Origin of the sequence: Trinickia sp. LjRoot230 (assembly GCF_964253315.1) — a bacterium.
In the GTDB taxonomy this organism is placed as follows: Bacteria; Pseudomonadota; Gammaproteobacteria; order Burkholderiales; family Burkholderiaceae; genus Trinickia.
The window spans coordinates 707,245-733,532 of record NZ_CAXUQX020000001.1 but is presented as its reverse complement, the minus strand read 5'-3'; the positions used below and the strand labels follow the sequence as shown (position 1 = coordinate 733,532).

The following is a 26,288-nucleotide window of genomic DNA, read 5'->3' as shown; positions in this document are numbered from 1 at the left end:
TCCGGCGAGGGCCAGTGTAGCCCAGGCATGCGGCGCGGCGCCACAGCGCGCTGCGCCGCCCACTCATTAGGCCTGCGCCGCGCGCAAGCGCTCGATCGCCGCCGCCACCCCGGCGCCATAGGCCGGATCGGCCCGGTTGAAGTGCTCCAACTGCCGCGTCACGATCTCGTGCGGCACGCCGTCGATATGACGTGCGATGTTGTCAAACAGACGCGAGCGCTGCCCTTCGTCGAACAACCGGAACAGCGCACCCGGCTGGCTGTAGTAATCGCTGTCCTCGCGGTGGTCGTAACGGTCGAGCGCACCGCCCGCGAACGGCGGCTCCGCTGCCGTGCGGTCCTGCGCGAATTCGCCGAAGCGGTTCGGCTCGTAATTCGTCGTGCCGCCGAGGTTGCCATCCGTGCGCATGGCGCCGTCGCGATGCGACCCATGCATCGGGCACTTCGGCGCATTGACCGGAATCTGATGATGATTGACCCCAAGCCGGTAGCGCTGCGCATCACCATACGAAAAGAGCCGGCCTTGCAACAGACGATCGGGCGAGAACCCGATGCCCGGCACGACATTGGCCGGCGTGAACGCAGCCTGCTCGACATCGGAAAAATAATTGGCGGCGTTGCGGTTCAGTTCGATCGTACCGACATCGATGAGCGGATAGTCCTTGTGCGGCCATACCTTCGTGATATCGAACGGGTTGATGCTGTAACGCTCGGCCTCGGCTTGCGGCATGACTTGCACGCGAAAGTGCCACTTCGGGAAATTGCCGCGATCGATCTGGTCGATCAGATCGCGCTGCGCGCTCTCGCGATCGCCCGCCACCACGGCCGCTGCTTCGTCGTTGGTGTAGTTCTCGATATCCTGCGCCGACTTGAAGTGGAACTTGATCCAGAAGCGCTCACCGTCGGCGTTGACGAACGAGAATGTATGCGAGCCGAAGCCGTGCTGTTGCCGGTAGTTCTTCGGAATGCCCCGGTCGCTCATCAGAATCGTGACTTGATGAAGCGACTCGGGGTGACGCGACCAAAAATCCCACGCTGCAATATTGCTGCGCAGGTTCGTGTACGGGTCGCGCTTTTGCGAATGAATGAAATCGGGAAACTTGAGCGGATCACGGATAAAAAAGACGGGCGTGTTGTTGCCGACCACATCCCAGTTGCCCTCGTCCGTGTAGAACTTGATCGAAAAACCGCGGACGTCGCGCTCGGCGTCGGCGGCGCCACGCTCCCCTGCTACGGTCGAAAAGCGCATGAAGAGCGGGGTCTGCTTGCCGATTGCCGAGAAAATGTTGGCTTTCGTATAGCGGGTGATGTCATGCGTCACGGTGAACGTGCCGAACGCGCCGGAGCCCTTCGCATGAACGCGGCGCTCCGGAATCACCTCGCGATCGAAATGCGCGAGCTTTTCGAGCAGCCAAACATCTTGCAACGCAATCGGGCCACGCGGACCAGCCGTAACCGAGTTTTGGTTATCGGCGACGGGCGCGCCTGCGGCAGTAGTGAGCTTCCGGTCGGACATGACGAAATTCCTTTTGTTCGTTGCAGGGGGGCGTAAGGGCGGTGCGAATTCAAGCCGCGAGTGCGCGATCGGCAAGCAGAGAAAAAACGACGGCACGCCAATCAGCGCGGCGCACCGATGAATGGAAAACGACTGGCGACATACTTCCTCCAAAAGCGCCGCGACGCTGCGGGCCATGGAAAAAGTGTATTCGATGCTATCGAATACAGTAAATTAATTGATTTTATCTATTCGATAGCCGAACAGATCAGTTGACCGCGACCGGCATGTCGAGCTTGGTCACGCCGGGTAGATCGCAACCGGCGATGGCTTCGCTGATCGCATCGATGGCCGGAATGCGCGTGAAGCTTTTGCGCCAGGCCAGCACCACGCGACGGTCGGGGATGGGTTCGTTGAACGGCACGTAGCTGAGCAAGCCCGCATCAGGACCGCCCGCATGCGCCTTCACTTCCGACACGGACATGCGCGGTAAAACGGTAATGCCGACCCCGCTTGCAACCATATGTCGGATCGTCTCCAGCGAGGAACCCTCGAACGTTTTCTGGATGCCGTCGGCCGTCTGCGAAAACCGCATCAGTTCCGGGCACACGCCGAGCACCTGATCGCGAAAACAATGGCCCGTGCCGAGCAGCAACATGGTTTCCTGCTTGAGATCGTCGGCATCGATCTTCTTGCGCGATTCCCACGCATGCCCCGCCGGCATTGCGACAACGAACGGCTCGTCGTACAGCGGGCGCACCATCAGGCCCGTTTCGGGAAACGGCAGCGCCATGATCGCGACATCGATCTCGCCTTGCTTGAGCAGCTCGATCAGCTTGAGCGTGTAATTTTCCTGCAGCATCAGCGGCATCTGCGGGACGCGCTTGATCATCTGCTTGACGAGCGTGGGCAACAGGTACGGCCCGATCGTGTAGATCACGCCAAGCCGAAGCGGTCCAACCAGCGGGTCCTTGCCCTGCTTCGCGATTTCCTTGATGGCAAGCGTCTGCTCCAGCACGCGCTGCGCCTGCGTGACGATCTGCTCGCCGATCGGCGTCACGCTGACTTCGCTGGTGCCACGCTCGAAAATCTGCACGTTCAACTCGTCTTCAAGCTTTTTGATCGCCACGGAGAGCGTCGGCTGACTGACGAAACAGGCTTCGGCCGCGCGACCGAAGTGCCGCTCGCGTGCAACCGCAACGATGTATTTGAGTTCGGTGAGCGTCATTGGGGACAATCAAAGTGTAAAGCTGATAGGTTTAACTTATACACCGGCTGCGCGAATTCGCCAACCGCCGGGGTCACGCCTTCAGGTAATGCTCTCGCCCGCCCAGCCAGCGGGCAAGGTGCGCGACGACCACCTCGGGATACGCCGACACGAGCGTCGCCGCCGCTTCGCGGGCCGGCTCGATCAGCCATGCGTCGTGCTCGAGATCGGCAAAACGCAGCATCGTCGCGCCCGATTGCCGCGCCCCCAGGAATTCGCCGGGGCCGCGAATCTCCAGATCCCGTCGGGCGATCTCGAAGCCGTCCGTCGTCTCGCGCATCGTCTTGAGGCGCGCGCGCGCCGTCTGCGACAACGGCCCACCGTAGAGCAGCACGCACACCGACGCCGTGCTGCCCCGCCCGACGCGGCCGCGCAATTGATGCAACTGCGCCAGACCAAACCGCTCCGCATGCTCGATCACCATCAGCGACGCGTTCGGCACATCGACACCGACCTCGATCACCGTCGTGGCGACCAGCAACTGCACCTCGTTGCGCGAGAACGCCTCCATCACGGCGGCCTTTTCGGCCGGCGCAAGCCTGCCGTGCACGAGGCCGACACGCAGCTCGGGCAACGCGGCGGCCAGCGTCTCGAACGTTTCCACCGCCGTTTGCAATTGCAGTGTCTCGCTTTCTTCGATCAGCGGGCATACCCAATAGACTTGCCGCCCCGTCAGCGCCGCCTCGCGCACGCGCGCGACCACCTCGTCGCGACGCGCATCGGACACGAGCTTCGTGACGATCGGCGTGCGGCCTGGCGGCAGCTCGTCAATGGTCGATACGTCGAGGTCGGCGTAGTAGGTCATTGCCAGCGTGCGGGGAATCGGCGTGGCCGACATCATCAACTGGTGCGGCTGGAAATCGCGCGCACCGTCGGCCGCGCGGTGCGCTTTCGCGCGCAGCGCCAAGCGCTGGGCCACGCCGAAGCGATGCTGCTCGTCGACGATCACGAGCCCGAGCCGGGCGAATTCCACGGTGTCCTGAATCATCGCGTGCGTGCCGATCACGAGCTGCGCCGCGCCGGACGCCGCAGCCTCGAGTGCCGTTCGCTTGTCCTTCGCCTTGAGGCTGCCCGCCAACCACGCCACACGGACGCCGAGCGGTTCCAGCCAGCCTTGCAGCTTGCGCGCATGCTGTTCGGCGAGAATTTCGGTCGGCGCCATCATCGCCGCCTGATAGCCGGCGTCGATCGCCTGAGCGGCCGCCAAAGCCGCGACGACCGTTTTGCCGCTGCCCACGTCGCCTTGCAGCAACCGCTGCATCGGATGCGGCGCGGCAAGCTCGGCCGAGATTTCAGTCACGACGCGCGCCTGTGCGCCCGTCAATGCGAACGGCAGACCGCGCAGCAAGCGCGACGCCAGCGAACCGGGGCTGCCCTCGCCTTCTTCGCGCTCTTCCCCGGCTTCCTGTTCCCTACGGCGCGGCATCGGCGGCGCGGTACGGCGGCGGCGCTCGTCATGCGCGCGCTTGAGCGACAGCTGTTGCGCGAGCAATTCGTCGAACTTGATGCGCGACCAGGCTGGGTGCGTGCCATCGAGGAGCGCGGCCTCGTCGGCATCGGCGCCCGGGTGATGCAGCGTGCGCACCGCTTGCGCGAGCGGCGGCAACCCGAGCCGGCCGCCATACGCAGTGCCGAGCGGCTCGGGCAGCAACTCCGGCAGCGGCGTGCGTGCCAGCGCATTGTCGATTGCCTTGCGCAAATAGGCTTGAGACACGCCCGCCGTGCTCGGATAGACCGGTGTCAACGCCTGCGGCAAAGGGGTATCCTCGTCGACCGGACGCACGCTCGGGTGCACCATCTCGAGCCCGAAAAAGCCGTCGCGCACGTCCCCGCGCACGCGCAACCGCTGGCCCTCGGCCATCTGCTTGACCTGGGAGCCGTAGAAATTCAAAAAGCGCAGGATCAATGCGTCGCCCGCCGCGTCGCGCAGTTTGACGATGAGTTGGCGCCGCGGCCGGTAGGTGATCTCGTTGTCGAACACGACGCCCTCGGTCTGCGCTGTCTCGCCCGGCTGCAGCTCGCCGATCGGAGTAAGCGAAGTCTCGTCCTCGTAGCGCATCGGCAAATGCAGGACGAGATCGATGTCGCGTGTGAGGCCAAGCTTTGCGAGTTTGTCGACCGGCTTGGCAGGTTTGCGCGAGGCGCCCGCCTGCTCTGTGCCGGCGGGGTTCGGTACGGCGTCCGGCTCGTCATTCGTCTCTTTATTCGACTTGTTATTCGACCCGGCAGCCGCCGACCCGCGGCGCCCACGCGCGTTGCCGGCAAGCGCCGCGCTCGCGGCCGACGCCGGGTCGCGCGCGCCCGGCTCGGGCGTTGCGGCGTCGTCGTACGGTTGCGGCGGATGTTGTCGGGGCAGGGGCATGAGTCTCTTCGCAAGTACAATATCGGCTTTTCAGACGTGAAACGCGCCTTGTGGCCGACGATACGGCCAACCTGGTCAACCCGGTCGAGCCGGGCAAGCGTTTTCGCGATCATAGCGGCTTGCCGGCCCGATCGGGCTCGGGGCCGCGCCGCCCACGCCGACCAACGCAGCATGTTCACGCTTTCCGATTTCGATTTCAATCTGCCATCCGAGCTGATTGCACAAGAGGCGCTGCCCGAGCGCAGCGCGAGCCGTCTGCTCGAGGTCGACGCCGCGCACACGCCCGCGCGCCTGGTTGACCGCCGCTTTGTCGAGCTGCCCGAGTGCTTGTCGCCCGGAGATCTGCTCGTTTTCAACGATACCAGGGTGCTCAAGGCCCGCTTTTTCGGCCACAAGGCCAGCGGCGGAAAAATCGAGGTCTTGATCGAGCGCGTGACAGGCGAGCGCACGGCTTTGGCTCAGATCCGCGCGAGCAAACCGCCCTCGCCGGGCACGACGCTGCATCTGGCCGACGCCTTTGACGTGCTGGTCGGCGAGCGCGTGGAGCCGTTTTACACGCTGCACTTTCCGGCCGCGTGCCTCGAACTGATCGAGCGCCACGGCCGCCTGCCGCTGCCGCCTTACATCGAGCACGACCCGAATGCCGCCGACGAGCTACGCTATCAAACCGTTTTCGCGCAACACCCGGGCGCCGTCGCGGCGCCCACCGCGGGCCTGCATTTCGACGACCGCCTGCTCGAGCAGCTCGCCGCGCGCGGCATCGAACACGCGACGCTGACACTGCACGTCGGCGCCGGCACGTTCCAGCCGGTACGCGTGGAAAACGTCGCCGAGCACAAGATGCATAGCGAGTGGTACCACCTGCCGCCCGCGCTCATCCACAAAATCGCCGCCACACGGGCGCGCGGCGCGCGCGTGGTTGCGGTCGGCACCACCTCGCTGCGTGCGCTCGAAGCCGCTGCGCGCGACGCCGAAGCGGCGGGACAACCGCTTTCGGCCACCTCGGCGGAAACCAATATTTTCATCACGCCGGGCTACCGCTTTCGCGTGGTGGACCGGCTGGTGACCAACTTTCATCTGCCGAAGTCGACGCTGCTGATGCTCGTTTCCGCGTTCGCCGGCATGGAGACGATCCGCGCCGCCTATCGACACGCTATCGATGCGCGCTACCGCTTTTTCAGCTACGGTGACGCAATGCTGCTCACGCGCCGCGAAACGTAGGCAAACGTAGGCAACACACAGGCAACAGGAGTCACGCATGACCGATGGTCATCCCAACGCACACGCACACGAACACACCGATACTGACGATCACCATTGCCATCACGCGGCGGCCGCGGGCGATGCGCCGGATGGCCTTGCTTTCGAACTGCTCGCGACCGACGGTGCCGCGCGGCGCGGCCGCCTCACGCTCAATCACGGCGTCGTCGACACGCCGATCTTCATGCCTGTGGGCACCTATGGCACGGTCAAGGCCATTCAGCCGCGCGAACTCGAAGACATCCAGGCGCGCATCGTGCTCGGCAACACGTTTCATTTGTGGCTGCGCCCGGGCCTCGAAACCATCGCGGCCCACGAGGGCTTGCATGGTTTCATGGGCTGGCATCGCCCGATCCTGACTGATTCGGGCGGCTTTCAAGTGTTCTCGCTCGGCGAGCTGCGCAAGATCACCGAAGAGGGCGTGACGTTCGCCTCGCCGATCAACGGCGACAAGCTGTTCCTCTCGCCCGAAGTCTCCATGCAGATTCAGAAAGTGTTGAATTCGGACATCGTCATGCAGTTCGACGAATGCACGCCTTACGCGACGGCCGGCGTGCCCACTTCGCACGACGACGCGGCCGCCTCGATGCGCATGTCGCTGCGCTGGGCGAAGCGCTCGATCGACGAATTCGCGCGCCTTTCCAACCCGAACGCGCTATTCGGCATCGTGCAGGGCGGCATGTACGAAGACTTGCGCGATGAATCGTTGGCGGGGCTGACGGATATCGGCTTTCACGGCATCGCCATCGGCGGACTGTCGGTGGGCGAACCGAAAGAGGAGATGCTGCGGCTGCTCGAACACATCGGCCCGCGCCTGCCGGCCGACAAGCCGCACTATTTGATGGGCGTCGGCACGCCGGAGGATCTCGTCGCCGGCGTGGCGGCCGGCATCGACATGTTCGACTGCGTGATGCCGACCCGCAATGCGCGCAATGGCTGGCTCTTCACGCGTTTCGGCGACATCAAGATTCGCAATGCGACGCACCGCAATTCGCTGCGCCCGCTGGACGAAAGCTGTGCCTGCTATACCTGCCGCCACTTCACGCGTGGATATTTGCACCATCTGCACCGCGTCGGCGAAATTCTCGGCGCGCAACTGAACACGATTCACAACCTGCACTACTACCTCGAATTGATGCGCGAAATGCGTGCGGCAATCGAAACGCAAACCTTCGGCGCGTTCGCCAAGCGCTTTGCCGAGGAACGCGCAAGAGGGACCGAATAGGCCGAACGTCCGGCCGCGGCGATGCGCCGGTTTCGCAACGGCCGGCGGTGGTAAAATACGCGGCTTTTTTTGATCTTCTCAGATCATTGGCGAACGTTTTTATGGAGAAACCAACGTGTCCTTGATTCCCAACGCATTCGCGCAAAGCGCTGCCGGCGGCAGCGCCGAGTCGAGCATCATGAGCTTTTTGCCGCTCGTCCTCATGTTCGCGGTGCTGTATTTCATCATGATCCGGCCGCAAATGAAGCGCCAGAAAGAGCATCGCAACATGCTCTCCGCCATGGCCAAGGGCGACGAGGTCGTGACGACGGGCGGCGTCGTCGGTAAAGTGACGAAGGTGGGCGAAGCCTACGTCGGCGTCGAGATTGCCGAGGGCACCGAAGTCGTCGTGCAAAAAGCCGCCGTCACGACGATTCTCCCTAAGGGCACGATCAAGTCGCTCTGACGCCGTCTTCATCGCGTCCGGCGCTGCTGGTGCCTCGCCCGCATGGTTGGCTGATCCGCCATGCGTGGCGGCCCTGCCGCCACGCTGCCGCACGCCGCGCCTTTACGCCCACTCCCGTTCGGCTCATCCCATGAATCGTTATCCCCTCTGGAAATATGTCGTGATGGCCGTGGCGCTTGCCATCGGCCTTCTGTACACATTGCCCAACTTCTACGGCGAAGCGCCGGCGGTACAGGTGTTGAGCGGCAAGGCAACCGTCAAGCTCGATTCGACCACGCTTTCGCAAGTCGAAGCCGCGTTGGCCGCGAACCAGATCAAGCCCGACGACGTCACGTTCGATAACGGCGCCACCAACGCGAACATTCGTGTGCGCGTGAAGGACACCGATACCCAACTGCACGTGAAAGATGCGCTGCAAAAGGCGCTGAACCCCGATCCCGCGGACCCGCAATACATCGTTGCGTTGAACCTGCAAAGCGCCTCGCCGCGCTGGCTGACCGCACTGCATGCGCTGCCGATGTATCTCGGCCTCGATTTGCGCGGCGGCGTGCACTTTCTGATGCAAATCGACATGGCCGGCGCGCTCAACAAGCGCCTCGACGCCGACTCATCGGATGCACGCACGTTCTTGCGCGAGAACAATATCCGCGATGGCGGCGTGAATCGCGTAGGCCAATCGGTGGTGATCCGTTTTGCCGATGCCAGCGTCGCCGAAACGGCCCGCACGCAACTCGCACGGTCGATCACCGAACTGCAATGGGCCGCGCGCCCTGCCGCCGAAGGCGGCGGCACCGAACTCGTCGGCACGTTCTCGCCCGCGCAACAACAAAGCGTGCAGGCCGCAGCCGTCAAGCAGAACATCACGACGCTGCACAATCGCGTCAACGAACTTGGCGTCGCCGAGCCGATCATCCAGCAGCAAGGTGCCGAGCGTATCGTCGTCGAGCTGCCCGGCGTGCAGGACACGGCGAAGGCGAAGGAAATCATCGGCCGCACGGCCACGCTCGAGGCGCGGCTGGCCGACCCGGTCAACACGCACCCCGCGCCAAGCGACCCGGTGCCCGCCGGCGACGAACTCTTCACCGAAGGCAATCAGGTTCCGGTGCTGTTGCGAAAGCAGGTGATCTTAACGGGCGATAGCATCATCGACGCCTCGGCGGGCTTCGACGAACACCAGCGCCCGTCCGTGAACATTCGCTTGAACTCGGCGGCGGGCCGGGCCGTGGCCAGCGTGTCGCGCGACAACATCGGCAAGCCGATGGCGATGGTGCTGTTCGAAAAGGGCAAGGGCCAGGTGCTGACGGTGGCGACGATCCAATCGGAACTGGGCGACCGCTTTCAAATTACGGGCCAACCGACACCGCAAGCCGCCGCCGATCTCGCGTTGCTGCTGCGGGCCGGCTCGCTCGCGGCGCCAATGGACATCATCGAAGAGCGCACGATCGGCCCAAGCCTGGGCGCCGACAACATCAAAAAGGGCTTCGACTCGGTCGTCTATGGCTTCGCCGCGATCACGGTCTTCATGGTCGCGTACTACATGTTGTTCGGCGTTGTTTCGGTGATCGGGCTGTCGGTAAACTTGCTGTTGCTCGTCGCCGTATTGTCGATGCTGCAAGCGACGCTGACGCTGCCCGGCATTGCCGCTATCGCGCTTGCGCTCGGTATGGCAATTGATTCGAACGTGCTGATCAACGAACGCGTGCGCGAAGAGTTGCGCAACGGCGCGCCGCCGCAGCTCGCGATCCAAAACGGCTACACGCACGCCTGGGCGACAATCATCGATTCGAACGTCACGACGTTGATCGCAGGCCTAGCGCTGCTCGCGTTCGGCTCTGGGCCGGTACGCGGCTTTGCGGTGGTGCACTGCATCGGCATTTTGACGTCGATGTTCTCAGCAGTGTTCTTCTCGCGCGGCCTTGTCAATTTCTGGTACGGCGGCAAGAAAAAGCTGAAGTCGCTTGCGATTGGCCAGGTCTGGCGTCCGGCCGAAGCAGGCGCGGGTGCCGGCGGTCTGGCCGAGTACAGCGAGGCCGATGCCGACACCGATACCGCTCGCGCGAGCGCCGCCCTGCCCTCCCCGGGCGCTGCTGCGTCGGGCAACACGGGCAAGGGCAAGAGCGGGCAAGGCAAGCGTGAAGGCAAACCCGTACTACGCAACCGTGCACGCGAAGGCGCCGCGCCGCGCAAACCGGGTTCGTCCCGCTAACGGGGCTCCAGGTCCACAGAGAAAAACATGGAATTTTTCCGCATCCGCAAAGACATTCCGTTCATGCAGCGCGCGTTGATTTTCAACGCGGTGTCCTTTCTGACGTTCTTCGCCGCCGTGTTCTTCCTGCTGCATCGCGGCTTGCACCTCTCGGTGGAATTCACCGGCGGTACGGTGGTCGAGGTGCAGTATCCGCAGGCCGTTCAACTCGAGCCCGTGCGCACGACGTTGAGCGCGCTCGGCTACCCTGACGCGCAGGTTCAGACATTCGGCACCTCGCGCGACGTGATGATCCGCTTGCCGCTCAAAGCGGGGCTAACGTCGTCGCAGCAAAGCACGCAGGTCATGGCGGCGCTCACGCAGCAAAACGCGGCCGCGCAACTGCAGCGCGTGGAGTTCGTCGGGCCGCAGGTCGGCAAGGAGCTGGCAACGAACGGGTTGCTCGCGCTGGCCTGCGTCGTGGTCGGCATCATGATTTACCTGTCGTTCCGGTTCGAATGGAAGTATGCGGTGGCCGGTATCATCGCGAACTTGCACGACGTCATCATCATTCTCGGTTTCTTCGCGTTCTTCCAATGGGAGTTCTCGCTGTCTGTGCTGGCAGCGGTGCTTGCCGTGCTCGGCTATTCGGTCAACGAGTCGGTCGTCATCTTCGACCGGATTCGCGAGACGTTCAGGCGCGAGCGCAGGTTGACGGTCATGGAAGTCATCAACCACGCGATTACCAGCACGATGTCGCGCACGATCATCACGCACGGCTGCACGCAGATGATGGTGCTGTCGATGTTCCTGTTCGGCGGCCCGACGCTGCACTACTTCGCGCTGGCGCTCACGATCGGCATTTTGTTCGGCATCTACTCGTCGGTGTTCGTCGCTGCAGCGCTGGCGATGTGGCTGGGGGTGAAGCGCGAGGATCTGCTCAAGGATAAGCGCCAGCGTCACGATCCGAATGATCCGAACGCGGGCGCGGAAGTGTAATCAAGGCGTTTTTCCGCTTATGCGGTATCCATCAAGCAAAAAGCGCGGCCCGCGAATCAACGCGGGCCGCGCTTTTTTTATGCGGGAGCAACAGGCGGCGTCTCGCCATCATCGTTGACGAGCGCCTTGAGAACCCAAGTGAGATTGAAGGCGCTCTCCTCGATAAGGCGAGCGTCGGGCGTACCGTCGGGCAAGTCAACGACGGTTCTCGCAAACTGTCCCCTCTCGATTCGCTGCAGCTGCTTCCAGGGCGGCATGAATTCAACGGGCTCTGTCATTTCAATCGCGCGGATGTTCGTTTCCGGTTTCGGACGATACTGCCACGGGTTATCAGGGTCCTGCTCGAAGGAATTAGCAAAATTCCCGGGCACGTAACGCTCGCCGAGTGGCCCGGTAACGATAGCGGCTTGGTATTTCGCCACGTTTCCTGTTTCCTTTTTGCCGTTGACAACGGTCTCAACGCGGTGCTCCTTTATTGCAAACGTCACCCGCTTCATTGGAATAGGCTCGCGTCGATATTCGGGAGCGGACGTGAAATCGAAGTCTTTGACCGTAATACGGCGATAGAAGATTCCGGGCAGGCGGATAAAGCGAAGGTCCACTATTGGCCCAACTGTCTCTGAGGCACGGTCGCCCTTTTTTGACGAATAGCTGAATTGCCTTGTCATCTTGTGCTGCTCGAAGGGACCGGTGTCGGGCATCAGAGGGGACAACTCGCGGAAGACCGGGCCAAGGGGAGGTCTCGATATAACTTCCTCAGCGCTCATCGGCTCATCGCCGATCCATGAGCAGGACGCAATGCGGTCAAGGGCACGGGTGGATAGGGCCATGGGATTGTTCGCGAAAAATAAATATTGCTGCTCATCGTCAGTACATTGATAGTTCGAGCGAAATATCCCTCATCGGTTCTGCGAACAAGGGTTGTCGCCCGTAGATGGGCCCGAGCGGAATAAGCCAACTACGAGAGCAATATTCGCATCGATCCACGTACGCCAACAAAACCGTCCGAAGCCGTCAGCGGGCCAACGAAACGCCCCGCCCGCTATCTCACTTGGAACCCAGCACCCGCCGCGCCCCGACGAGCGCCGCGATACTCACGGCAGCCGCGAACATCAAGTAAAAACTCGGTGCCACTTTTTCACCCGTGGCGCGAATCAACCACGCGATGATGAACGGCCCGAACCCGCCGAAGAGCGTCACCGCAATGTTATAAGCGAGCGACATGCCCGTTGTGCGCGTGGCAACGGGGAAGATCTCGGAGAGCAGCCCCGGCAGCGCCGCAAAGTATCCGGTCATCAGCACGCCGAAACCGATCAGCACTGTCATCAGCACGGCCGTGGTAGGCCGCGCGACGAGCCAGGCGAACGCCGGATAGATCAGTACGAGCATCAGCACCGCCGATATCAGCATGATGCGCGTGCGCCCATGGCGGTCCGACAGATGCCCGACGAACGGCGAACCAATCATCTGAATCGCGCCGGTCAGCAAGATGGCCGAAAACGCAATCGACGGCGACAGGTTCAGTTGCTTAATGCCGTACGTCGGCATGAACAGCACGAGGTAGGTTGCCACAGTGCCCAGCACGACAATGCCGATCGCAATCGCCAGCCGCGTTTTGTGGGTGGCAAAGGTGTCGGCCAGCGGAGTGCGCGTCGTCTGCGCGGCGAGGAACTCGGGCGTTTCATCGACATTCGAGCGGATGTAGTAGGCGATCGGCCCGAGCATCAGACCAAACACGAACGGCACGCGCCAACCCCACGAGGCCAGTTGCTCGTGCGTCAGCGCGCCATTGAGCACCGCACCGAACACGGCCGCCAGCACCGTCGTGAGCCCTTGGCTCGCCACCTGCCAACTCGCAAAGAAGCCGCGCCGGTGCGGCACATGCTCGGCGAGAAATGCGGTAGCGCTGCCGAATTCGCCGCCAGCGGAAAAGCCCTGCACAAGCCGCGCCGCCACAAGAATCAGTGGCGCCGCCACGCCGATGCGCTCGTAAGTCGGCAGCACGGCGATGATGGCCGTTCCGATCATCATCAGCAAGATCGACAGCGTGAGCGCCGCCTTGCGGCCCGCGCGGTCAGCGTATGCCCCAATGACTATCGCACCCAGCGGACGCATAAAGAAAGACACGCCGAACGTCCCGAGCGTCAGCAGCAGCGACACGGTCTCGTTGCCGGCCGGGAAAAACAGCTTGGCGATCAGGACCGCGAAAAACCCGTAGATAACCAGATCGAACCATTCGAGCGCGTTGCCTATCGAGGTCGCGAGCACCGCGCGCCAGACATGGTTGCGGGTTGCGACAGATCCTGCGCTCAGCGTCTCACTCATACGTGTCTCCCCTGATATCAGCTATCGGGCTATCCGGCGATAGCGGCGGCCGCAGCAAGTATGTCCGGCGAAAATGCCGCGCGCAACGCCTGAGGTATGGAGCGCTTAAAAAGGCTGCACCAACTCACTGGACTGCGTGCCGCCATACCCGCCGAGCCACTTGGGCCGCACCCGGTAGATTCCGTTGTTGCGGTTCGCCGGGAAATAAACGGTGCCATCGGCATCGACCGCCACACTCGTCGGCACATAAGGCTGCGGCGAGCCTGGGCTGGCTTCGAGGCCGATCGGCAATTGCGCGGCCACCGTCCGGCGCAAACCGCTCACAGGATCGAGCTCCGTCAGACGTGCGGCGCCCGCCTCCGCAATCACGAGCGTGCCCCACGGCGTCCGGGCGACGCCTTCGGGCATCGAGAGGCCGCTCGCCACCACGCGTTTGCGCCCGTCGACAAGCCGTACGCTGACGACATTGCCCCCTGCTTCGGTTACGTAGATCGCGCCATCGCGCACCGATGTCATTTGCACGGGGCCGGTAAGGCCGCTCGCCACGACCGTACGCGTGGCAAAATCGGCGCCGCTCAGCCGCGTGATGTTGCCGGTGGCGTATTCGGCGACAAGCACCGTACCGTCGGCTAGCGGCAGCGCATCGTACGGCGCCTGCCAGCCGTCCGTGGTGGCGAGCGTCTTGTTGGTCCTGCGATCGAGCAATTGCACTGTACCGGTCAGCCATGAGCTCAACGCAACGAGGGAATCGGACAGGCCGAGCCCGAGCGGCTCTTGCAGTGTCGAGCCGTCAGCGAACATGCGCGCCACGTCGGTCACCTTGCCTGTCGCCAAGTCGACGTTGCGATAGGCGAACACATCGGCGAGCCACATCGTGCCGTTCGACACCTTGATCCCTGACGGTGCCGCCACTGCGCCATGCGTGAGCACCGTGTCGGCACCGGTCGCCGGGTCGATCGCCTCGACCGAATTGTCGGCCATGTTCGAGACGTAGATGGTCCCTTCCGGGGCGATCGCGAGGTTATCGAGCGAAGGCTTCAAGGTCCGAAACACGGTCTTGCTCCCGGTCGCGAGATCGACTTTGTCCAGCTCGCCCGTCGCCGCATCGACAACCCAAAGGTTACCCTTGCCGTCTAGGTTGGCTCCAAGCGGAAGCTTGAACGTATCGTTGATCAGGCTCACGGCACCGTTCGCCGGATCGATCTTCACGACACGGCCTTTAAACATGAGCGGACCATAGATCATGCCGTCGGGCCCGACCTCGAATCCCTCGAGGCCGCCCAGGTCTTTCGCGATCAGCCTGGGCGGATTGATACCAGAGACGTCGATTTCCCATAGCGCATCCGCGACAAACACCTGGCTTACGTAGAGCTTGCCGGTGTTGCGGTCAAAACCAATGGAATTGATGCCGGGCAGATCGGTGGCGATCGCTCGGATCGGGGCGCTATCGCTCGCACGGTAACGAACGATGCCCATCAAGAAGTTGGTCCATGCCAATTCGCCGTTTGGCCCCACGGCGATATCGTCGGCCTGCCCTTGCGGCCCGCCGATGAAAACCTTGGCCGCTCCGGTGCGGCGATCGACCTGCCAGATCGCATTGCCGAGCACGCTGCCCGCCAGCAGCCGGCCGGCTTTGTCCACGGCCAGTCCGTGCACGCCCGTGAAGCTCGATGGGGAAACGACCGTCTCCGGTGCGCTCCATCTGATCGACGGCAAGCCCGTCGCGGCACACAGCGTGGGCAGGACGAGGAGGAACAGACTAACGAATATGTTCAATGACCGGGACACGTGCATCTCCTTTCTGTCGCCGCCCTTTTGAGGCGGGCAACACTGGGTGTATAAGTGGCGCAGTACCCGCCCCCCACGCCGAAAGACACGCAGCCGGCGATATCGCGACGACGCATCCGGCAGTCACTGTAATCAGCTTCGCAGCGCAACACCTCCGGCAAAAACGTAGGCTTTTATTAATTTTCATTGAACGTTACGGAATGTCGGTAGTGCTTGTCGACCGACTTCCAACGCAAAAAAACCGCCGCGAGCCAGCAGCTCGCGGCGGTTTCTTCCACATCGACGTGCAATGCGATGGGCGGCCAGCGCCCCGAATTTACTGTTGCTGCTTGATGCCTTCGGCCTGGATATGCAGCTCCGTTGCCATCTTGAAGCCGTACTGTTTGCCGAAATCGAGCCCGAAGTCCGAGCGATCAAACGTGGTGGCCGCTTCGACGCCGCACACTTCGCGCTTGAACACCGGATGCGGCATGCATTTGAACGATTCGATCTTGAGGTTCACGGGTTTCGTCACACCATGCATCGTCAGCGTGCCGACCACTTCGACTGGCTTGTCGCCATCGAATTTGATCTGCGTGCCCTTGTAGGTCGCGGCCGGAAATTTGGTCACGTCGAACAATTCGTTGCCGCTCAGATGCTCATCGAGTTTCTTGTTGCCCGTATCGAGCGAACCGAGATCAATGGTCACATCGACCGTGCCCGTCTTCGCCTGCCGATCGAGCGTCACCACGCCGGCGCTCTTCGTGAACTTGCCGCGCCACACAGAAAGGCCGCCGAAGTGGTCGGCCGCAAAGCTCGGATACGTGTGGTTCGGGTCAAGCTGATAGGTGTCGGCGGCAAATGCGATGTTCGAAATCGATGCGCTCAAGGCCGCGGCAGCGATAAGCAGATGTTTTTTCATGAACTCTCCGGATGCGAGCCACCTTCTCGGCGGCGAAAATTAAATATCGTTTAGCAGCGCTGCCGTTCAGCTTTTCTTGGCGGCAACGATATGGAACTTAATGGTCACTTCATCGGCAACGACGGACGTATCCTTCCATTCGCCCGTGCCGATATCGAATTGCAAACGCTTGATCGGCAGCGCGCCGTCGAACACCTGCGTGCCGGCTTGCTGCGTCACCGTGACCGGGATCGCGACGTTTTGCGTCTTGCCCTTGATCGTCAGCTTGCCGCTCACGGTGTATTTGTTGCCGCCCACGGCGGCAATCGCGCTCGAAACGAAGGTCGCGCTCGGATAGCGCTTGGCATCGAACCAGTCGGGGCCGGCCACCTGCGTGTTGTACTCCTTGTCGCCGAGGTCGTAGCTCGCCACATCGACCGTGAACTGCGCGTTGCCTGCAGTGGGCTTGGCCGGATCGAAGCTGACTTGTGCCGTAAATTTCGTAAACTTGCCGTCGACCGGCACGTTCATCTGCTTCGACGTCGCAACGATCGAACTTTTTGCGAGATCGACCAATGCCGGTGCCTGTGCGTTGGCCTGCGCAATGCTCGCGGCGGCAAGCGTCGCCGCGGCAAACGCCCCCAGCATATAGCGGTAAAACGATGCTTTCATTTTCATAACAGTAGTTGAACTCATTTTAAAAACGGGATCATCCGCGACAGCAAGCGGTCCCGGTCGATCCACTGGTGCTTGAGCGCGGCGCCCACGTGCGCGAGCACGAGCGCCGCGAGGCCGTAATCGAGCGTAACGTGCGCGGTCTTCAGAATCGCCTTCCATTCGGGGTCCGGGCTGATGATGCGCGGCAGTGGCACCAAACCGAGATAGACAACGGGCACGTTCGCCGCCGAGCTGTACAGGTAGCCGGTGACCGGCACGGCGATCATCAAGATGTAAAGCAGTGCATGAACGGCGTGCGCTGCGCCCCGCTGCCAGCGGCTCATGTGGGCCGGCAGCGGCGGCGCGCGGTGCGTCGCGCGCCAGACGATACGCGCGGCCGCCAACACGAACGCGGTCACGCCGATCCACTTGTGCCACGAGAAATAACGCAGCTTGGTCGGAGTAAAGCCGGGGATACTCGTCATGACAAGGCCGATCGCGAAGGCGCTCGCGATCAACAACGCGATCAGCCAGTGAAAGGCGATGGCCATGCGCGAATACCCCTGAGGCTCGCCGAAAGTTGACTTGTATTGGGTTGGCATGGTGCAGCGCCAGATGGCATCGGTTACGTTAATGGCTCGGAAAGCGTAGGAGCAGGCAACGATGACATAACGTTTTCGGCTCCGTTCTTATTCCAACGGCCGCCATGCTACCCCAAGCCGAAAACACGCGTGCGTCGCCCCCGGCAGGCAATTGCGCGGCAAACTTCGCGCGAGCGGCGCGCGCCGAGCCGACGCCACATACGGCCTGCCACGACGAAATCAGCATGCGCCGCGCGCAAATGCACTCGCCTCGACGGTTCGCCCAAAGCCCATTTGGTAAGATGGGCGCGGGTTTGCGAGGCACCAAGGCGCGTCGACCCGCCGCCGTGCCGGCCCACGCACACTCGCGTTATGCGAGGAAGACACCTGCTGCTTATGAACCGCCTGAACCTGATTGCATGCCATGAATGCGACGCACTGTTGCGCAAACCGCACCATTCGGCGCAGGGCAACGCGCGTTGTCCGCGCTGCGGCGCAATCCTGTTTCGATCAAGTGCCGCCCATCTCGACAGCATCGCGGCACTGACGCTGGCGGCGTTGATCACGTTTTTGATTGCGCAGGCCTTTCCGATCGTCGAACTCGAACTAAACGGGGTGACGTCGCAGACCACCCTGATGGGTTCGCTGGTTGCGCTCTGGAACGAGGACATGCAGCTCGTGGCTGTCGTCGTGTTTTGCTCGACGATCCTCTTTCCGCTCGTCGAACTCGTTGCGTTGCTTTATCTGCTGATGCCGGTTCGCGCGGGCGTCGTGCCGCCTGCGTTCAACCTCGTGTTGCGCGCGATTCAGTTCGTACGCCCGTGGGGGATGATCGAAGTGCTGATGCTCGGCATTCTCGTCACAATCGTCAAAATGACGAGCCTCGCGCGGGTGATTCCAAACGCCGCGCTGTTCGCCTTCGGAGGTTTGACGTTGATGCTGGCTGTCGTCGTCATGTTCGATCCGCGGGTGCTCTGGGACATCGCGGATGCGCTCGCCGTTCGCCGCGGCGGCTCGCCGGCGCGGGCGTCGCCGGGCGCTCCGCCACGCCGGCACAGTCCGCGCAATTGACAGGCCGCGCCATGACCTACCTGACAGCAGCGCGCGCCGGCCTTGTCAGTTGCCACGCCTGCGGCAACGTCGAAGCACGGGAAAAACGTCCGCATCACGCGCAACACTGCTCGCGCTGCGGTGCCACGCTCCATCGGCGCCACCCCGACAGCATCATGCGCACGTGGGCGCTGCTGATCGCCGCGGCGCTGCTCTACATCCCCGCCAATCTGCTTCCGGTGCTGCACACCAGTTCGCTGTTCGGCAACCAGGACGACACGATCATGAGCGGTGTCGTCTACTTCTGGGTCTCCGGTGACTGGCCGCTTGCCGTCATTGTCTTCGTCGCCAGCATCCTCGTGCCGATGCTCAAGCTCAGCGTGCTCTCGCTGCTTGCGCTCACTGCGCAGCGCCGCTCGTCGTGGCGCCCGCACGAGCGCACCATGCTCTATCGGATCGTCGAGCGCATCGGCCGGTGGTCGATGCTCGATGTGTTCGTCATCACGCTCACCGTCGCGCTCGTGCGCTTCAAGTCGCTGGCCGTCATTACCGCGGGCTGGGGTGCGCTCGCGTTCGCGGCCGTCGTCGTGCTGACGATGATGGCGTCGCTGCAGTTCGACCCCAGGCTCATCTGGGATAGCGTCGATCTCCCCCGCGGCGCCCACCGCAAGGACGGCATCACTCCCGGCCACGGCCGGCCCCATTCAGGACCGACACCATGACCAGCCCGCAAGGACAGCCCCCTCACGATAACGGCGGCCCGCCGGGCGGCTCCGAGCTACCGCCGGAGTTGCCACCCGAGTTGCCCGAGCCCATCGCGGCGCGCCGCGGCGGCTGGCTGCCATCGCTCGTCTGGCTCGTGCCGCTCGTCGCGGCGCTCATCGGCATCGCGCTCGTCGTCAAATCCATCGTGGACCGCGGCCCGATCATCAGCATCAACTTCTCGACGGCGGAAGGCCTCGAGCCCGGCAAGACGAAGGTGAAGTACAAGGATGTCGATATCGGCGCGGTGAAAACCATTCGGTTGTCGCGCGACCACAGCCGCGTACTCGTCGAAGTGGAGTTGACGAAGGAAGCGGAGAATTTCGCCGTCGAGGACACGAAGTTCTGGATCGTGCGCCCGCGCATTGGCGCGAGCGGCGTATCGGGCCTGAATACGCTGCTGTCGGGCTCGTATATCGGCGTCGATGCCGGCCGCTCGCACGAAGCGCAGTCGGAATTCGTCGGCCTCGAAAAACCGCCGGCCGTGACCGGCGACCAACGAGGCCGCCGTTATACCGTCCATGGCGCCTCGCTTGGCTCGCTCGATATCGGCTCGCCAGTTTACTATCGGCGCGTGCAGGTCGGCCAGGTGGTCGCCTTCTCGCTCGACAAGGACGGCACCGGCGTCACAATCGAAGTGTTCGTCAACGCGCCCTACGATCAATACGTCGGCACCAATTCGCGCTGGTGGCACGCAAGCGGCGTCGACCTGCGGCTCGATTCGAGCGGGCTCAAGCTCAATACACAGTCGCTTGCGACCGTCATCGTCGGCGGGCTCGCGTTTCAGTCTCCGCCCGGCGAGGCCGTCGGCGAAGTGGCACCGGATGATTCGGTGTTCCGCCTTGCAGGCAACGAGGCCGATGCGATGCGCGAGCCGGACGGTCCGCCGCTCACCGTCGTCATGAACTTCAATCAGTCGCTGCGCGGGCTCTCGCCTGGTGCGACGGTCGATTTTCGTGGCATCGAACTCGGCGAAGTGACGCAAATCGGCGTCGAATACGACCCGCTCGCGCGCAACTTCACGATGCCGGTGACGATGCATCTGTTCCCCGACAGGCTCGGCAAGCATTTCCGCGAGGCCATCGCGCGCGGCGGCCCGAGCGCCGGCAAGGATCTGCTCGGCAAGCTCGTCGCCCATGGGCTGCGCGGGCAGTTGCGAACGGGCAATTTGCTGACCAACCAGTTCTATATCGCCGTCGATATATTCCCGAACGCCGCGCGTGCGTCCGTCGACATGAACCATACGCCGATCGTGCTGCCGACGGTGCCCAACACGCTCGAGGAGCTGCAGGTGCAAGTGGCCGACATCGCCAAGAAGCTCGACAAGGTGCCGTTCGACGAGATCAGCCAAAATTTGAACGGTACGTTGAAGAGCGCGAACAATCTGTTCAAGCAGCTCGACACGGAACTGGCGCCGCAAGCGCGCGATACGCTGGCCGCGGCGCGGCAGACGTTCGGCACGGCGCAAGCAGCCCTGCAGCAGGACTCGCCGCTGCAATCGGATATGCACCAGGCGTTGAATCAGCTGACGCAAACGCTTCAATCGCTGAACGCGCTCGCCGATTACCTCGAACGGCACCCCGAATCGCTGTTGCGCGGCAAAGCCAAGGATGGCCAACCATGATGTCCGATCGTCTTTGCTCGATTAGCCGCGCGCTCACATTCGCGTTCGCGCGCGCCGCCGCCTGGGCCTGCGTCGCGGCGCTGGCGGCCTGCGCCTCGCCCGCAAGCCGGTTTTACACGCTCGGCGCGGGCGGCGGGGCGCTCGCCGTGCAGCCATCGGCTATGTCGGCCTATGCGGGGCAGGCCGCGCAGCCGGCGTTGCTGATCGAAGTCCCGCCCATCAGCACGCCTGCGGAGGTGTCGCGTAACCAGTTCGTCGTCGAAACGGGTGACACGCGCGTCGACGTGCTGGAGCAAGAGCGCTGGGCCTCGCCGCCCGCCAACGAGATCCGCCGCGCGCTGTCGGGCGATCTGGCTGCCCGGCTCAGCACGTTCGACGTCTACGGCGCGCCGTACCCCGATGCGACGCCCGTCTACCGCGTCACCGTCAACGTACGGCGCTTCGAGTCGTGGCCGGGCTCCCGCGCGGTGCTGGATGCCGTCTGGAGCGTGCGCGCCGTGCGCACGCAGGCGGTAACCACCTGCCGGACGCTCGCCACGGTGCCCGTCGGCGCGGGCTTTGCCGCGCTGGTCGACGGCCACCGGCGCGCCGTTGATCAAATGGCCGACGACATCGCCTCGGTGGTACGCACGCTCGCCTCGCAAGCACCGGGCCGCGCGGCGAAGGCGGCAAGCGCGGGAAGCACCGGTAGCACCGGCGAATGCGCGGCCGGCACGCAGGCTGTCGCGAAATAGCGAGCCGCGGCGTCGCACGGTACGCGCTCAACGGCGCACCGGCGTAGGCGCCGCGCTTCGGGCGGTATGCGCGGGCGCGTACAATGTGCGTCTTTTCCCGCATCGCGCAGCCCTATGCACTCCCCGACGTCGTTTGATTTTTTCGCGCCCTGCCCCCGCGGGCTCGAAGCAGCGCTCGCTGCCGAGCTTGCGGAAATCGCCGCGCGCCCCTACCCGGGTGCCGCGCAAGCAGTTTTCTCGCCGGGCGCGGCTGTGCCGGGCGGCGTCCATTTCCGGGGCGGCTGGACCATCGGCATGGCCGCGAACCTGCATTCGCGCATTGCAAGCCGCGTGCTGCTCAAGATCGCCGAGCGCGCTTACCGCAACGAGCAGGACATCTACGCGCTGGCGGCCGAGCAGCAATGGGAGGCGTGGTTCTCGGCGAAAGAAACGCTGCGCGTCGACCTGACGGCGATCAAGTCGCCGCTGCGCAGCCTCGAATTTGCGACGCTGCGCGTAAAAGACGCGGTCTGTGACCGCTTGCGCCAAGTGAGCGGCGCCCGGCCGAACGTCGACACGGTCCAACCCGACGTGCGCGTCTTCGCTTTTCTGACGGCGAATGCCTGCACCCTTTATCTCGATACCTCGGGCGAGCCGCTTTTCAAACGCGGCTGGCGGCTCGACAAGGGCGCGGCACCGCTGCGCGAAAATCTGGCTGCCGGCATTTTGCGCGTGGCGGGCTGGACGCCCGGCACGCCGCTTTACGATCCGATGTGCGGCAGCGGCACGTTTGTCGCCGAGGCGGGGCAAATGGCGCTGGGCATTGCCCCGGGCGTCGAGCGTCGTTTCGGCTTCGAAAAGCTCAAGCAGTACGACGTCTCCGCATGGCAGGCGATGAAGGTCGAGGCCTTGGACGCGAAACGCGCCGTGCGCGCAGCGACCACCGACGCGCTGCAGATCTTCGGCAGCGACATCTCGGGCGACATGCTCGAAAAGGCGCGTGCGAACCTTGCTCGCGCGGGGCTGCCGGCCATCGCGCTCAAGCAGCTCGACGCTCGTGTCATGACGCCTCCCACCTCGACGCCCGGCATCGTCATCGCCAATCCGCCCTATGGCGAACGCATCGAAGTACGCGGGCGCGGGCCGCGCGGCGAGATCCGCGAGCGCGAGCACCATGACGGCGACGGGTTCCGGCGCGCGCAACCCGACGCACCCGACGCCGAATTCTTCCAAGCGTTCGGCGACGCGCTGAAAAAACGCTTCTCGGGCTGGCACGCGTTCGTGCTGACGGCGGACCGCAAACTGCCAGGGCTGATGCGGCTGCGCGAATCGACGAAGACGCCGCTTTTCAACGGCGCGCTCGAATGCCGGTTGTTTCGCTTCGATCTCGTCACCGGCAGCGTCAAGCCGCGGCGGCCCAGCGAGCCCGGCACGGACGACACCCGGCCGGAATGACGGCGGACAGATGGGCTCAAGCGCCCATCGCCCATCGGCTACCCATCGTCGAAATAGCCCCCCGCTGACATCCTGCTGACAGAACGCTGTCAGCAGCCCCCGTTCAGACTTCTCCTCACGCGCTTTTCCGGCGCACTTGTTCGGCAACCCCGCCGCCTTCGATGGAGACTGTCATGACCGCTGCAACCGCTACCGCAACACGTGTGCTCGCCTGGTTCGAAATCCCCGCTATGGATTTCGAGCGTGCCGTCCGTTTTTACGAAGCCGCGCTGGACACCGAACTGCCACGCGAAGTAGTCGGCGGCGTGCCGATGGCCTTGTTCGCCCATGCTGACGAAGCGGCGACGGGCGGCTGCATCATTCACAATCCGGCGCAGTTGCGCCCGGCTGAACCGGGCGCGGGCGCGCTCGTGTATCTGCATGCCGAGCCTTCGCTGCAAGCTGCACTGGCACGCGTGGAACGGGCAGGCGGCACGAGGGACGGCACGCTCGTCGAATTGCCGAACAATTACGGCTACATCGGCTTTTTCATCGATACCGAAGGCAACCGGGTCGGCCTGCATTCGCCGAATTTGCGCTAAACGCGGGGGGCACGGCCGGTCGCGGCGCAGGCTATCATCGCGTCGTGGCCGGCCGCTCGCCAGGCAGCGCGACTTTGTCATTGTCATGGGTCGCGCTGCTAGCCCGCCCCCTTTCCTTCGCGCCGTTCCTCGCCCCCACCCGTCATGAGCCGTCGAGCCGACCGCCTGTTTCAGATTGCCGAGCTGCTGCGCGGCCGGCGGCTGACCACCGCGCAGCAATTGTCCGAATGGCTGAACGTCTCGCCGCGCACGATCTATCGCGATGTGCGCGATCTGCAATTGTCGGGGGTGCCGATCGAAGGCGAGGCGGGCATTGGTTATCGGCTCTCGCGCTCGGCCAGCCTGCCGCCGCTCACCTTCACGGCCGATGAATTGGCGGCGCTCGCCGCGGGGGCGCGCATGATCGAAACGTGGGGTGGCGCCGCGCTGGCTGCGGGCGCGCGCAGCGCACTGGCAAAAGTCGCTTCGGCGATGCCGGCCGACAAGCGCGCGACGCTCGAGCGGCTCGCGGTCTTCGCGCCATCATTTCATATCGACCAGCAATTCTCGGAGAACGTCGACGCGTTGCATCGCGCGGTGGATACGCGCCACGTGGTGCGCTTTGCCTACCGCGACAAGCAAAACGCGCAGACCGAGCGGCGCATCTGGCCGCTGAGCCTGCTGTACTGGGGCGGGCAGTGGACCGTCGGTGCATGGTGCGAGCTGCGCGCGGATTTCCGCAACTTCGACATCTCGCGCATGACCGACGTCACACTAAACGAGCCGTTCCCCGATATGGCGGGCCGGCGCCTTGCCGATTATCTGCGGCGCGTGCAGGCACCCTCGTCAGCCCGGCGCACAGCCGCGACGCACGTTACTCGACCGACTTGACCATGTCCTCGATGACCTTTTTGGCGTCGCCAAATACCATCATCGTCTTGTCCATGTAAAAGAGCTCGTTGTCGAGGCCCGCATAGCCGGCTGCCATCGAGCGCTTGTTGACGATCACCGTGCGCGCCTTATAAGCTTCGACGATCGGCATCCCGGCAATCGGCGATTTCGGATCGTTCTTGGCTGCCGGGTTGACGACATCGTTCGCGCCGAGCACGAGCACCACATCGGTCTGTCCGAATTCGTTATTGATGTCATCCATCTCGAACACGAGGTCGTACGGCACCTCCGCTTCGGCCAGCAGAACGTTCATATGGCCCGGCATGCGGCCGGCCACCGGGTGGATCGCGTAACGCACGTCCACCCCTTTGTCCACGAGCTTGTCGGTCAACTCCTTGAGCGCATGCTGGGCGCGCGCCACGGCCAGGCCGTAGCCCGGCACGATGACAACGGTCTCGGCATTGCCGAGCATGAACGCCGCGTCTTCGGCCGAGCCCGCCTTCACGGGCCGCTGCTCGGTAGCGCCCCCGGCCGCCGCCGTGCCGGGCTCGGCACCGAAGCCGCCGAGCAGCACGTTGAAAAACGAGCGGTTCATCGCGTGACACATGATGTACGAGAGAATCGCACCCGACGAGCCGACTAACGAACCCGCCACGATCAGCATCGCGTTATTCAGCGAAAAGCCGATGCCCGCCGCGGCCCACCCCGAATACGAGTTCAGCATCGACACGACGACCGGCATATCGGCGCCGCCGATCGGAATGATGATCAGCACGCCGAGCGCGAATGCGATCAGCGTCATGATGATGAACGGCAGCCACGACTGCGTGAGCAGGAAGATGATGCCGAAGCCGAGCATCGCGAGCGCGAGCATCAGATTGATCAGATGCTGTCCGGCATAGATCACCGGTGCGCCTTGAAACAGGCGAAATTTATATTTGCCCGAAAGCTTGCCGAATGCAATGACCGATCCGGAGAACGTGATCGCGCCGACGAAGGTGCCGATGCACAACTCGACGCGGTTGCCGTAGGGCAGGTAGCCGGCATAGGGTGCGTCGGGCGGCACGAGCCCGAACGCGGCCGGCTCGGACACGACGGCGTAGGCAATGGCAACTGCGGCGAGACCGATGAGCGAGTGCATCGCGGCCACGAGTTCGGGCATCTTCGTCATCTCGACGCGCGCCGCGACATAGGCACCGAGCGCCCCGCCCACGACAAGCGCGGCAAAAACGAGCCCCAAGCCGAGCGAGAGGTTCGAGCCGAAGAGCGCGGCCTCCTTGACGATGAGCGCGAGCGTGGTGAGGATCGCAATCGCCATCCCGGTCATGCCGAAGACGTTGCCTGCGCGTGCGCTTTTCGGATTCGAGAGGCCTTTGAGCGCCTGAATGAAGCAAACGGACGCCACGAGATACAGGAGCGTAACGACGTTCATGCTCATTTACGCACCCTCCTTCGACGCCAGCTTTTTCGGTTCTTTCTTCTTGAACATTTCGAGCATGCGTCGCGTCACGAGAAAGCCGCCGAACACGTTGACGGCCGCCAGCAGCACCGCGAACGTGCCGAAGAACTTGCCCGCGCCGCCGATGGTCAAGCCCGTGGCGAGCATCGCGCCGACGATCACGATCGCGGAAATGGCGTTCGTTACCGCCATCAGCGGCGTATGCAGCGCCGGCGTGACGTTCCAGACGACGTGATAGCCGACATAAACCGCCAATACGAAGATGATCAGATTGATGACGGTGTGATTGATGATTTCCATCGCCGC

Annotated in this window: 23 protein-coding genes and 1 pseudogene; 13 read left to right on the top strand and 11 right to left on the bottom strand. The window is 63.5% G+C overall.

Annotated features, from left to right (window positions below; genetic code table 11):
• Nucleotides 1–66: 66 nt before the first annotated feature.
• Complete coding sequence (locus ACSQ20_RS03505) at nucleotides 67–1,515, bottom strand: catalase (RefSeq protein ID WP_436017487.1); 1,449 nt, start codon at nucleotides 1,513–1,515, stop codon at nucleotides 67–69.
• Nucleotides 1,516–1,575: 60 nt separating this feature from the next.
• Here ACSQ20_RS03505 and ACSQ20_RS03500 point away from each other — a divergent pair, with 60 nt between their 5' ends.
• Nucleotides 1,576–1,770 (top strand): hypothetical protein, encoded by a 195-nt coding sequence (locus tag ACSQ20_RS03500; RefSeq protein ID WP_436017485.1) that lies wholly within the window; start codon nucleotides 1,576–1,578, stop codon nucleotides 1,768–1,770.
• Here the strand turns inward: ACSQ20_RS03500 and ACSQ20_RS03495 are convergent.
• Together ACSQ20_RS03495 and recG are read right to left on the bottom strand one after the other, a co-directional pair.
• Entirely contained in the window at nucleotides 1,763–2,722 is a 960-nt protein-coding gene (locus tag ACSQ20_RS03495; protein WP_436017483.1) for a hydrogen peroxide-inducible genes activator, read from the bottom strand. The genes ACSQ20_RS03500 and ACSQ20_RS03495 overlap by 8 nt on opposite strands.
• A gap of 73 nt (nucleotides 2,723–2,795) precedes the next feature.
• Complete coding sequence (gene recG, locus ACSQ20_RS03490; protein WP_436017481.1) at nucleotides 2,796–5,123, bottom strand: ATP-dependent DNA helicase RecG; 2,328 nt, start codon at nucleotides 5,121–5,123, stop codon at nucleotides 2,796–2,798.
• Between the two features lie 171 nt (nucleotides 5,124–5,294).
• Here recG and queA point away from each other — a divergent pair, with 171 nt between their 5' ends.
• From queA to secF, 5 genes are all read left to right on the top strand, one after another.
• The gene (gene queA, locus ACSQ20_RS03485) at nucleotides 5,295–6,344 is read left to right on the top strand and encodes a tRNA preQ1(34) S-adenosylmethionine ribosyltransferase-isomerase QueA (protein WP_436017479.1); all 1,050 of its coding nucleotides are present in this window, start codon (nucleotides 5,295–5,297) and stop codon (nucleotides 6,342–6,344) included.
• A gap of 37 nt (nucleotides 6,345–6,381) precedes the next feature.
• Nucleotides 6,382–7,608 (top strand): tRNA guanosine(34) transglycosylase Tgt, encoded by a 1,227-nt coding sequence (tgt, locus tag ACSQ20_RS03480; RefSeq protein WP_436017477.1) that lies wholly within the window; start codon nucleotides 6,382–6,384, stop codon nucleotides 7,606–7,608.
• Nucleotides 7,609–7,723: 115 nt separating this feature from the next.
• Entirely contained in the window at nucleotides 7,724–8,053 is a 330-nt protein-coding gene (gene yajC, locus ACSQ20_RS03475) for a preprotein translocase subunit YajC (RefSeq protein WP_436017475.1), read from the top strand.
• A 130-nt stretch (nucleotides 8,054–8,183) separates the two neighbouring features.
• Entirely contained in the window at nucleotides 8,184–10,259 is a 2,076-nt protein-coding gene (gene secD, locus ACSQ20_RS03470; RefSeq protein ID WP_436017473.1) for a protein translocase subunit SecD, read from the top strand.
• 27 nt (nucleotides 10,260–10,286) lie between these two features.
• On the top strand, nucleotides 10,287–11,237 hold the full coding sequence (secF, locus tag ACSQ20_RS03465; protein WP_436017471.1) for a protein translocase subunit SecF: 951 nt from the start codon (nucleotides 10,287–10,289) through the stop codon (nucleotides 11,235–11,237).
• A 77-nt stretch (nucleotides 11,238–11,314) separates the two neighbouring features.
• On the opposite strand, the gene ACSQ20_RS03460 is transcribed toward secF, so the two are convergent.
• From ACSQ20_RS03460 to ACSQ20_RS03435, 6 genes are all read right to left on the bottom strand, one after another.
• Entirely contained in the window at nucleotides 11,315–12,067 is a 753-nt protein-coding gene (locus tag ACSQ20_RS03460) for a hypothetical protein (RefSeq protein ID WP_436017469.1), read from the bottom strand.
• Between the two features lie 217 nt (nucleotides 12,068–12,284).
• Nucleotides 12,285–13,562 carry an MFS transporter gene (locus tag ACSQ20_RS03455; RefSeq protein ID WP_436017467.1) on the bottom strand — a complete coding sequence of 426 codons (1,278 nt, stop codon included), beginning with the start codon at nucleotides 13,560–13,562 and terminating at the stop codon, nucleotides 12,285–12,287.
• Between the two features lie 105 nt (nucleotides 13,563–13,667).
• Entirely contained in the window at nucleotides 13,668–15,356 is a 1,689-nt protein-coding gene (locus ACSQ20_RS03450) for a Vgb family protein (RefSeq protein WP_436017465.1), read from the bottom strand.
• A 310-nt stretch (nucleotides 15,357–15,666) separates the two neighbouring features.
• Nucleotides 15,667–16,251 carry a YceI family protein gene (locus ACSQ20_RS03445; RefSeq protein WP_436017463.1) on the bottom strand — a complete coding sequence of 195 codons (585 nt, stop codon included), beginning with the start codon at nucleotides 16,249–16,251 and terminating at the stop codon, nucleotides 15,667–15,669.
• A gap of 66 nt (nucleotides 16,252–16,317) precedes the next feature.
• The gene (locus tag ACSQ20_RS03440) at nucleotides 16,318–16,902 is read right to left on the bottom strand and encodes a YceI family protein (RefSeq protein ID WP_436022894.1); all 585 of its coding nucleotides are present in this window, start codon (nucleotides 16,900–16,902) and stop codon (nucleotides 16,318–16,320) included.
• Nucleotides 16,903–16,922: 20 nt separating this feature from the next.
• On the bottom strand, nucleotides 16,923–17,489 hold the full coding sequence (locus ACSQ20_RS03435) for a cytochrome b (protein ID WP_436017461.1): 567 nt from the start codon (nucleotides 17,487–17,489) through the stop codon (nucleotides 16,923–16,925).
• Nucleotides 17,490–17,864: 375 nt separating this feature from the next.
• Here ACSQ20_RS03435 and ACSQ20_RS03430 point away from each other — a divergent pair, with 375 nt between their 5' ends.
• From ACSQ20_RS03430 to ACSQ20_RS03400, 7 genes and pseudogenes are all read left to right on the top strand, one after another.
• Nucleotides 17,865–18,539: a paraquat-inducible protein A gene (locus ACSQ20_RS03430; protein ID WP_436017459.1), complete on the top strand. Its 675-nt coding sequence runs from the start codon at nucleotides 17,865–17,867 to the stop codon at nucleotides 18,537–18,539.
• 11 nt (nucleotides 18,540–18,550) lie between these two features.
• Entirely contained in the window at nucleotides 18,551–19,240 is a 690-nt protein-coding gene (locus ACSQ20_RS03425; protein ID WP_436017457.1) for a paraquat-inducible protein A, read from the top strand.
• Entirely contained in the window at nucleotides 19,237–20,904 is a 1,668-nt protein-coding gene (locus ACSQ20_RS03420) for an intermembrane transport protein PqiB (protein WP_436017455.1), read from the top strand. The genes ACSQ20_RS03425 and ACSQ20_RS03420 overlap by 4 nt, the downstream gene beginning before the upstream one ends.
• On the top strand, nucleotides 20,901–21,638 hold the full coding sequence (locus tag ACSQ20_RS03415) for a PqiC family protein (RefSeq protein ID WP_436017453.1): 738 nt from the start codon (nucleotides 20,901–20,903) through the stop codon (nucleotides 21,636–21,638). The genes ACSQ20_RS03420 and ACSQ20_RS03415 overlap by 4 nt, the downstream gene beginning before the upstream one ends.
• 114 nt (nucleotides 21,639–21,752) lie before the next feature.
• Complete coding sequence (locus ACSQ20_RS03410) at nucleotides 21,753–23,072, top strand: THUMP domain-containing class I SAM-dependent RNA methyltransferase (RefSeq protein WP_436017451.1); 1,320 nt, start codon at nucleotides 21,753–21,755, stop codon at nucleotides 23,070–23,072.
• Between the two features lie 173 nt (nucleotides 23,073–23,245).
• Complete coding sequence (locus ACSQ20_RS03405) at nucleotides 23,246–23,653, top strand: VOC family protein (protein ID WP_436017449.1); 408 nt, start codon at nucleotides 23,246–23,248, stop codon at nucleotides 23,651–23,653.
• Nucleotides 23,654–23,782: 129 nt separating this feature from the next.
• Nucleotides 23,783–24,523 (top strand): annotated as a pseudogene (locus ACSQ20_RS03400) (helix-turn-helix transcriptional regulator); the annotation flags it as partial.
• Here ACSQ20_RS03400 and ACSQ20_RS03395 read toward each other — a convergent pair.
• Nucleotides 24,507–25,961: an NAD(P)(+) transhydrogenase (Re/Si-specific) subunit beta gene (locus tag ACSQ20_RS03395; protein ID WP_436017447.1), complete on the bottom strand. Its 1,455-nt coding sequence runs from the start codon at nucleotides 25,959–25,961 to the stop codon at nucleotides 24,507–24,509. The pseudogene ACSQ20_RS03400 and the gene ACSQ20_RS03395 overlap by 17 nt on opposite strands.
• Nucleotides 25,962–26,282 carry an NAD(P) transhydrogenase subunit alpha gene (locus ACSQ20_RS03390; RefSeq protein ID WP_436017445.1) on the bottom strand — a complete coding sequence of 107 codons (321 nt, stop codon included), beginning with the start codon at nucleotides 26,280–26,282 and terminating at the stop codon, nucleotides 25,962–25,964.
• Between the last annotated feature and the right edge of the window lie 6 nt (nucleotides 26,283–26,288).

Excerpts from the sequence above, each read along its gene's own strand:
- ACSQ20_RS03455 (WP_436017467.1), bottom strand. The coding sequence starts at position 13,562 with ATGAGTGAGACGCTGAGCGCAGGATCTGTCGCAACCCGCAACCATGTC.
- ACSQ20_RS03430 (WP_436017459.1), top strand. The coding sequence starts at position 17,865 with ATGAACCGCCTGAACCTGATTGCATGCCATGAATGCGACGCACTGTTG.
- ACSQ20_RS03425 (WP_436017457.1), top strand. The coding sequence starts at position 18,551 with ATGACCTACCTGACAGCAGCGCGCGCCGGCCTTGTCAGTTGCCACGCC.
- ACSQ20_RS03505 (WP_436017487.1), bottom strand. The coding sequence starts at position 1,515 with ATGTCCGACCGGAAGCTCACTACTGCCGCAGGCGCGCCCGTCGCCGAT.
- queA (WP_436017479.1), top strand. The coding sequence starts at position 5,295 with ATGTTCACGCTTTCCGATTTCGATTTCAATCTGCCATCCGAGCTGATT.
- ACSQ20_RS03410 (WP_436017451.1), top strand. The coding sequence starts at position 21,753 with ATGCACTCCCCGACGTCGTTTGATTTTTTCGCGCCCTGCCCCCGCGGG.
- ACSQ20_RS03460 (WP_436017469.1), bottom strand. The coding sequence starts at position 12,067 with ATGGCCCTATCCACCCGTGCCCTTGACCGCATTGCGTCCTGCTCATGG.
- ACSQ20_RS03415 (WP_436017453.1), top strand. The coding sequence starts at position 20,901 with ATGATGTCCGATCGTCTTTGCTCGATTAGCCGCGCGCTCACATTCGCG.
- ACSQ20_RS03390 (WP_436017445.1), bottom strand. The coding sequence starts at position 26,282 with ATGGAAATCATCAATCACACCGTCATCAATCTGATCATCTTCGTATTG.
- secF (WP_436017471.1), top strand. The coding sequence starts at position 10,287 with ATGGAATTTTTCCGCATCCGCAAAGACATTCCGTTCATGCAGCGCGCG.
- ACSQ20_RS03450 (WP_436017465.1), bottom strand. The coding sequence starts at position 15,356 with ATGCACGTGTCCCGGTCATTGAACATATTCGTTAGTCTGTTCCTCCTC.
- ACSQ20_RS03405 (WP_436017449.1), top strand. The coding sequence starts at position 23,246 with ATGACCGCTGCAACCGCTACCGCAACACGTGTGCTCGCCTGGTTCGAA.
- ACSQ20_RS03395 (WP_436017447.1), bottom strand. The coding sequence starts at position 25,961 with ATGAGCATGAACGTCGTTACGCTCCTGTATCTCGTGGCGTCCGTTTGC.
- ACSQ20_RS03440 (WP_436022894.1), bottom strand. The coding sequence starts at position 16,902 with ATGAAAGCATCGTTTTACCGCTATATGCTGGGGGCGTTTGCCGCGGCG.
- ACSQ20_RS03495 (WP_436017483.1), bottom strand. The coding sequence starts at position 2,722 with ATGACGCTCACCGAACTCAAATACATCGTTGCGGTTGCACGCGAGCGG.
- secD (WP_436017473.1), top strand. The coding sequence starts at position 8,184 with ATGAATCGTTATCCCCTCTGGAAATATGTCGTGATGGCCGTGGCGCTT.
- ACSQ20_RS03435 (WP_436017461.1), bottom strand. The coding sequence starts at position 17,489 with ATGCCAACCCAATACAAGTCAACTTTCGGCGAGCCTCAGGGGTATTCG.
- ACSQ20_RS03445 (WP_436017463.1), bottom strand. The coding sequence starts at position 16,251 with ATGAAAAAACATCTGCTTATCGCTGCCGCGGCCTTGAGCGCATCGATT.
- tgt (WP_436017477.1), top strand. The coding sequence starts at position 6,382 with ATGACCGATGGTCATCCCAACGCACACGCACACGAACACACCGATACT.
- ACSQ20_RS03420 (WP_436017455.1), top strand. The coding sequence starts at position 19,237 with ATGACCAGCCCGCAAGGACAGCCCCCTCACGATAACGGCGGCCCGCCG.
- recG (WP_436017481.1), bottom strand. The coding sequence starts at position 5,123 with ATGCCCCTGCCCCGACAACATCCGCCGCAACCGTACGACGACGCCGCA.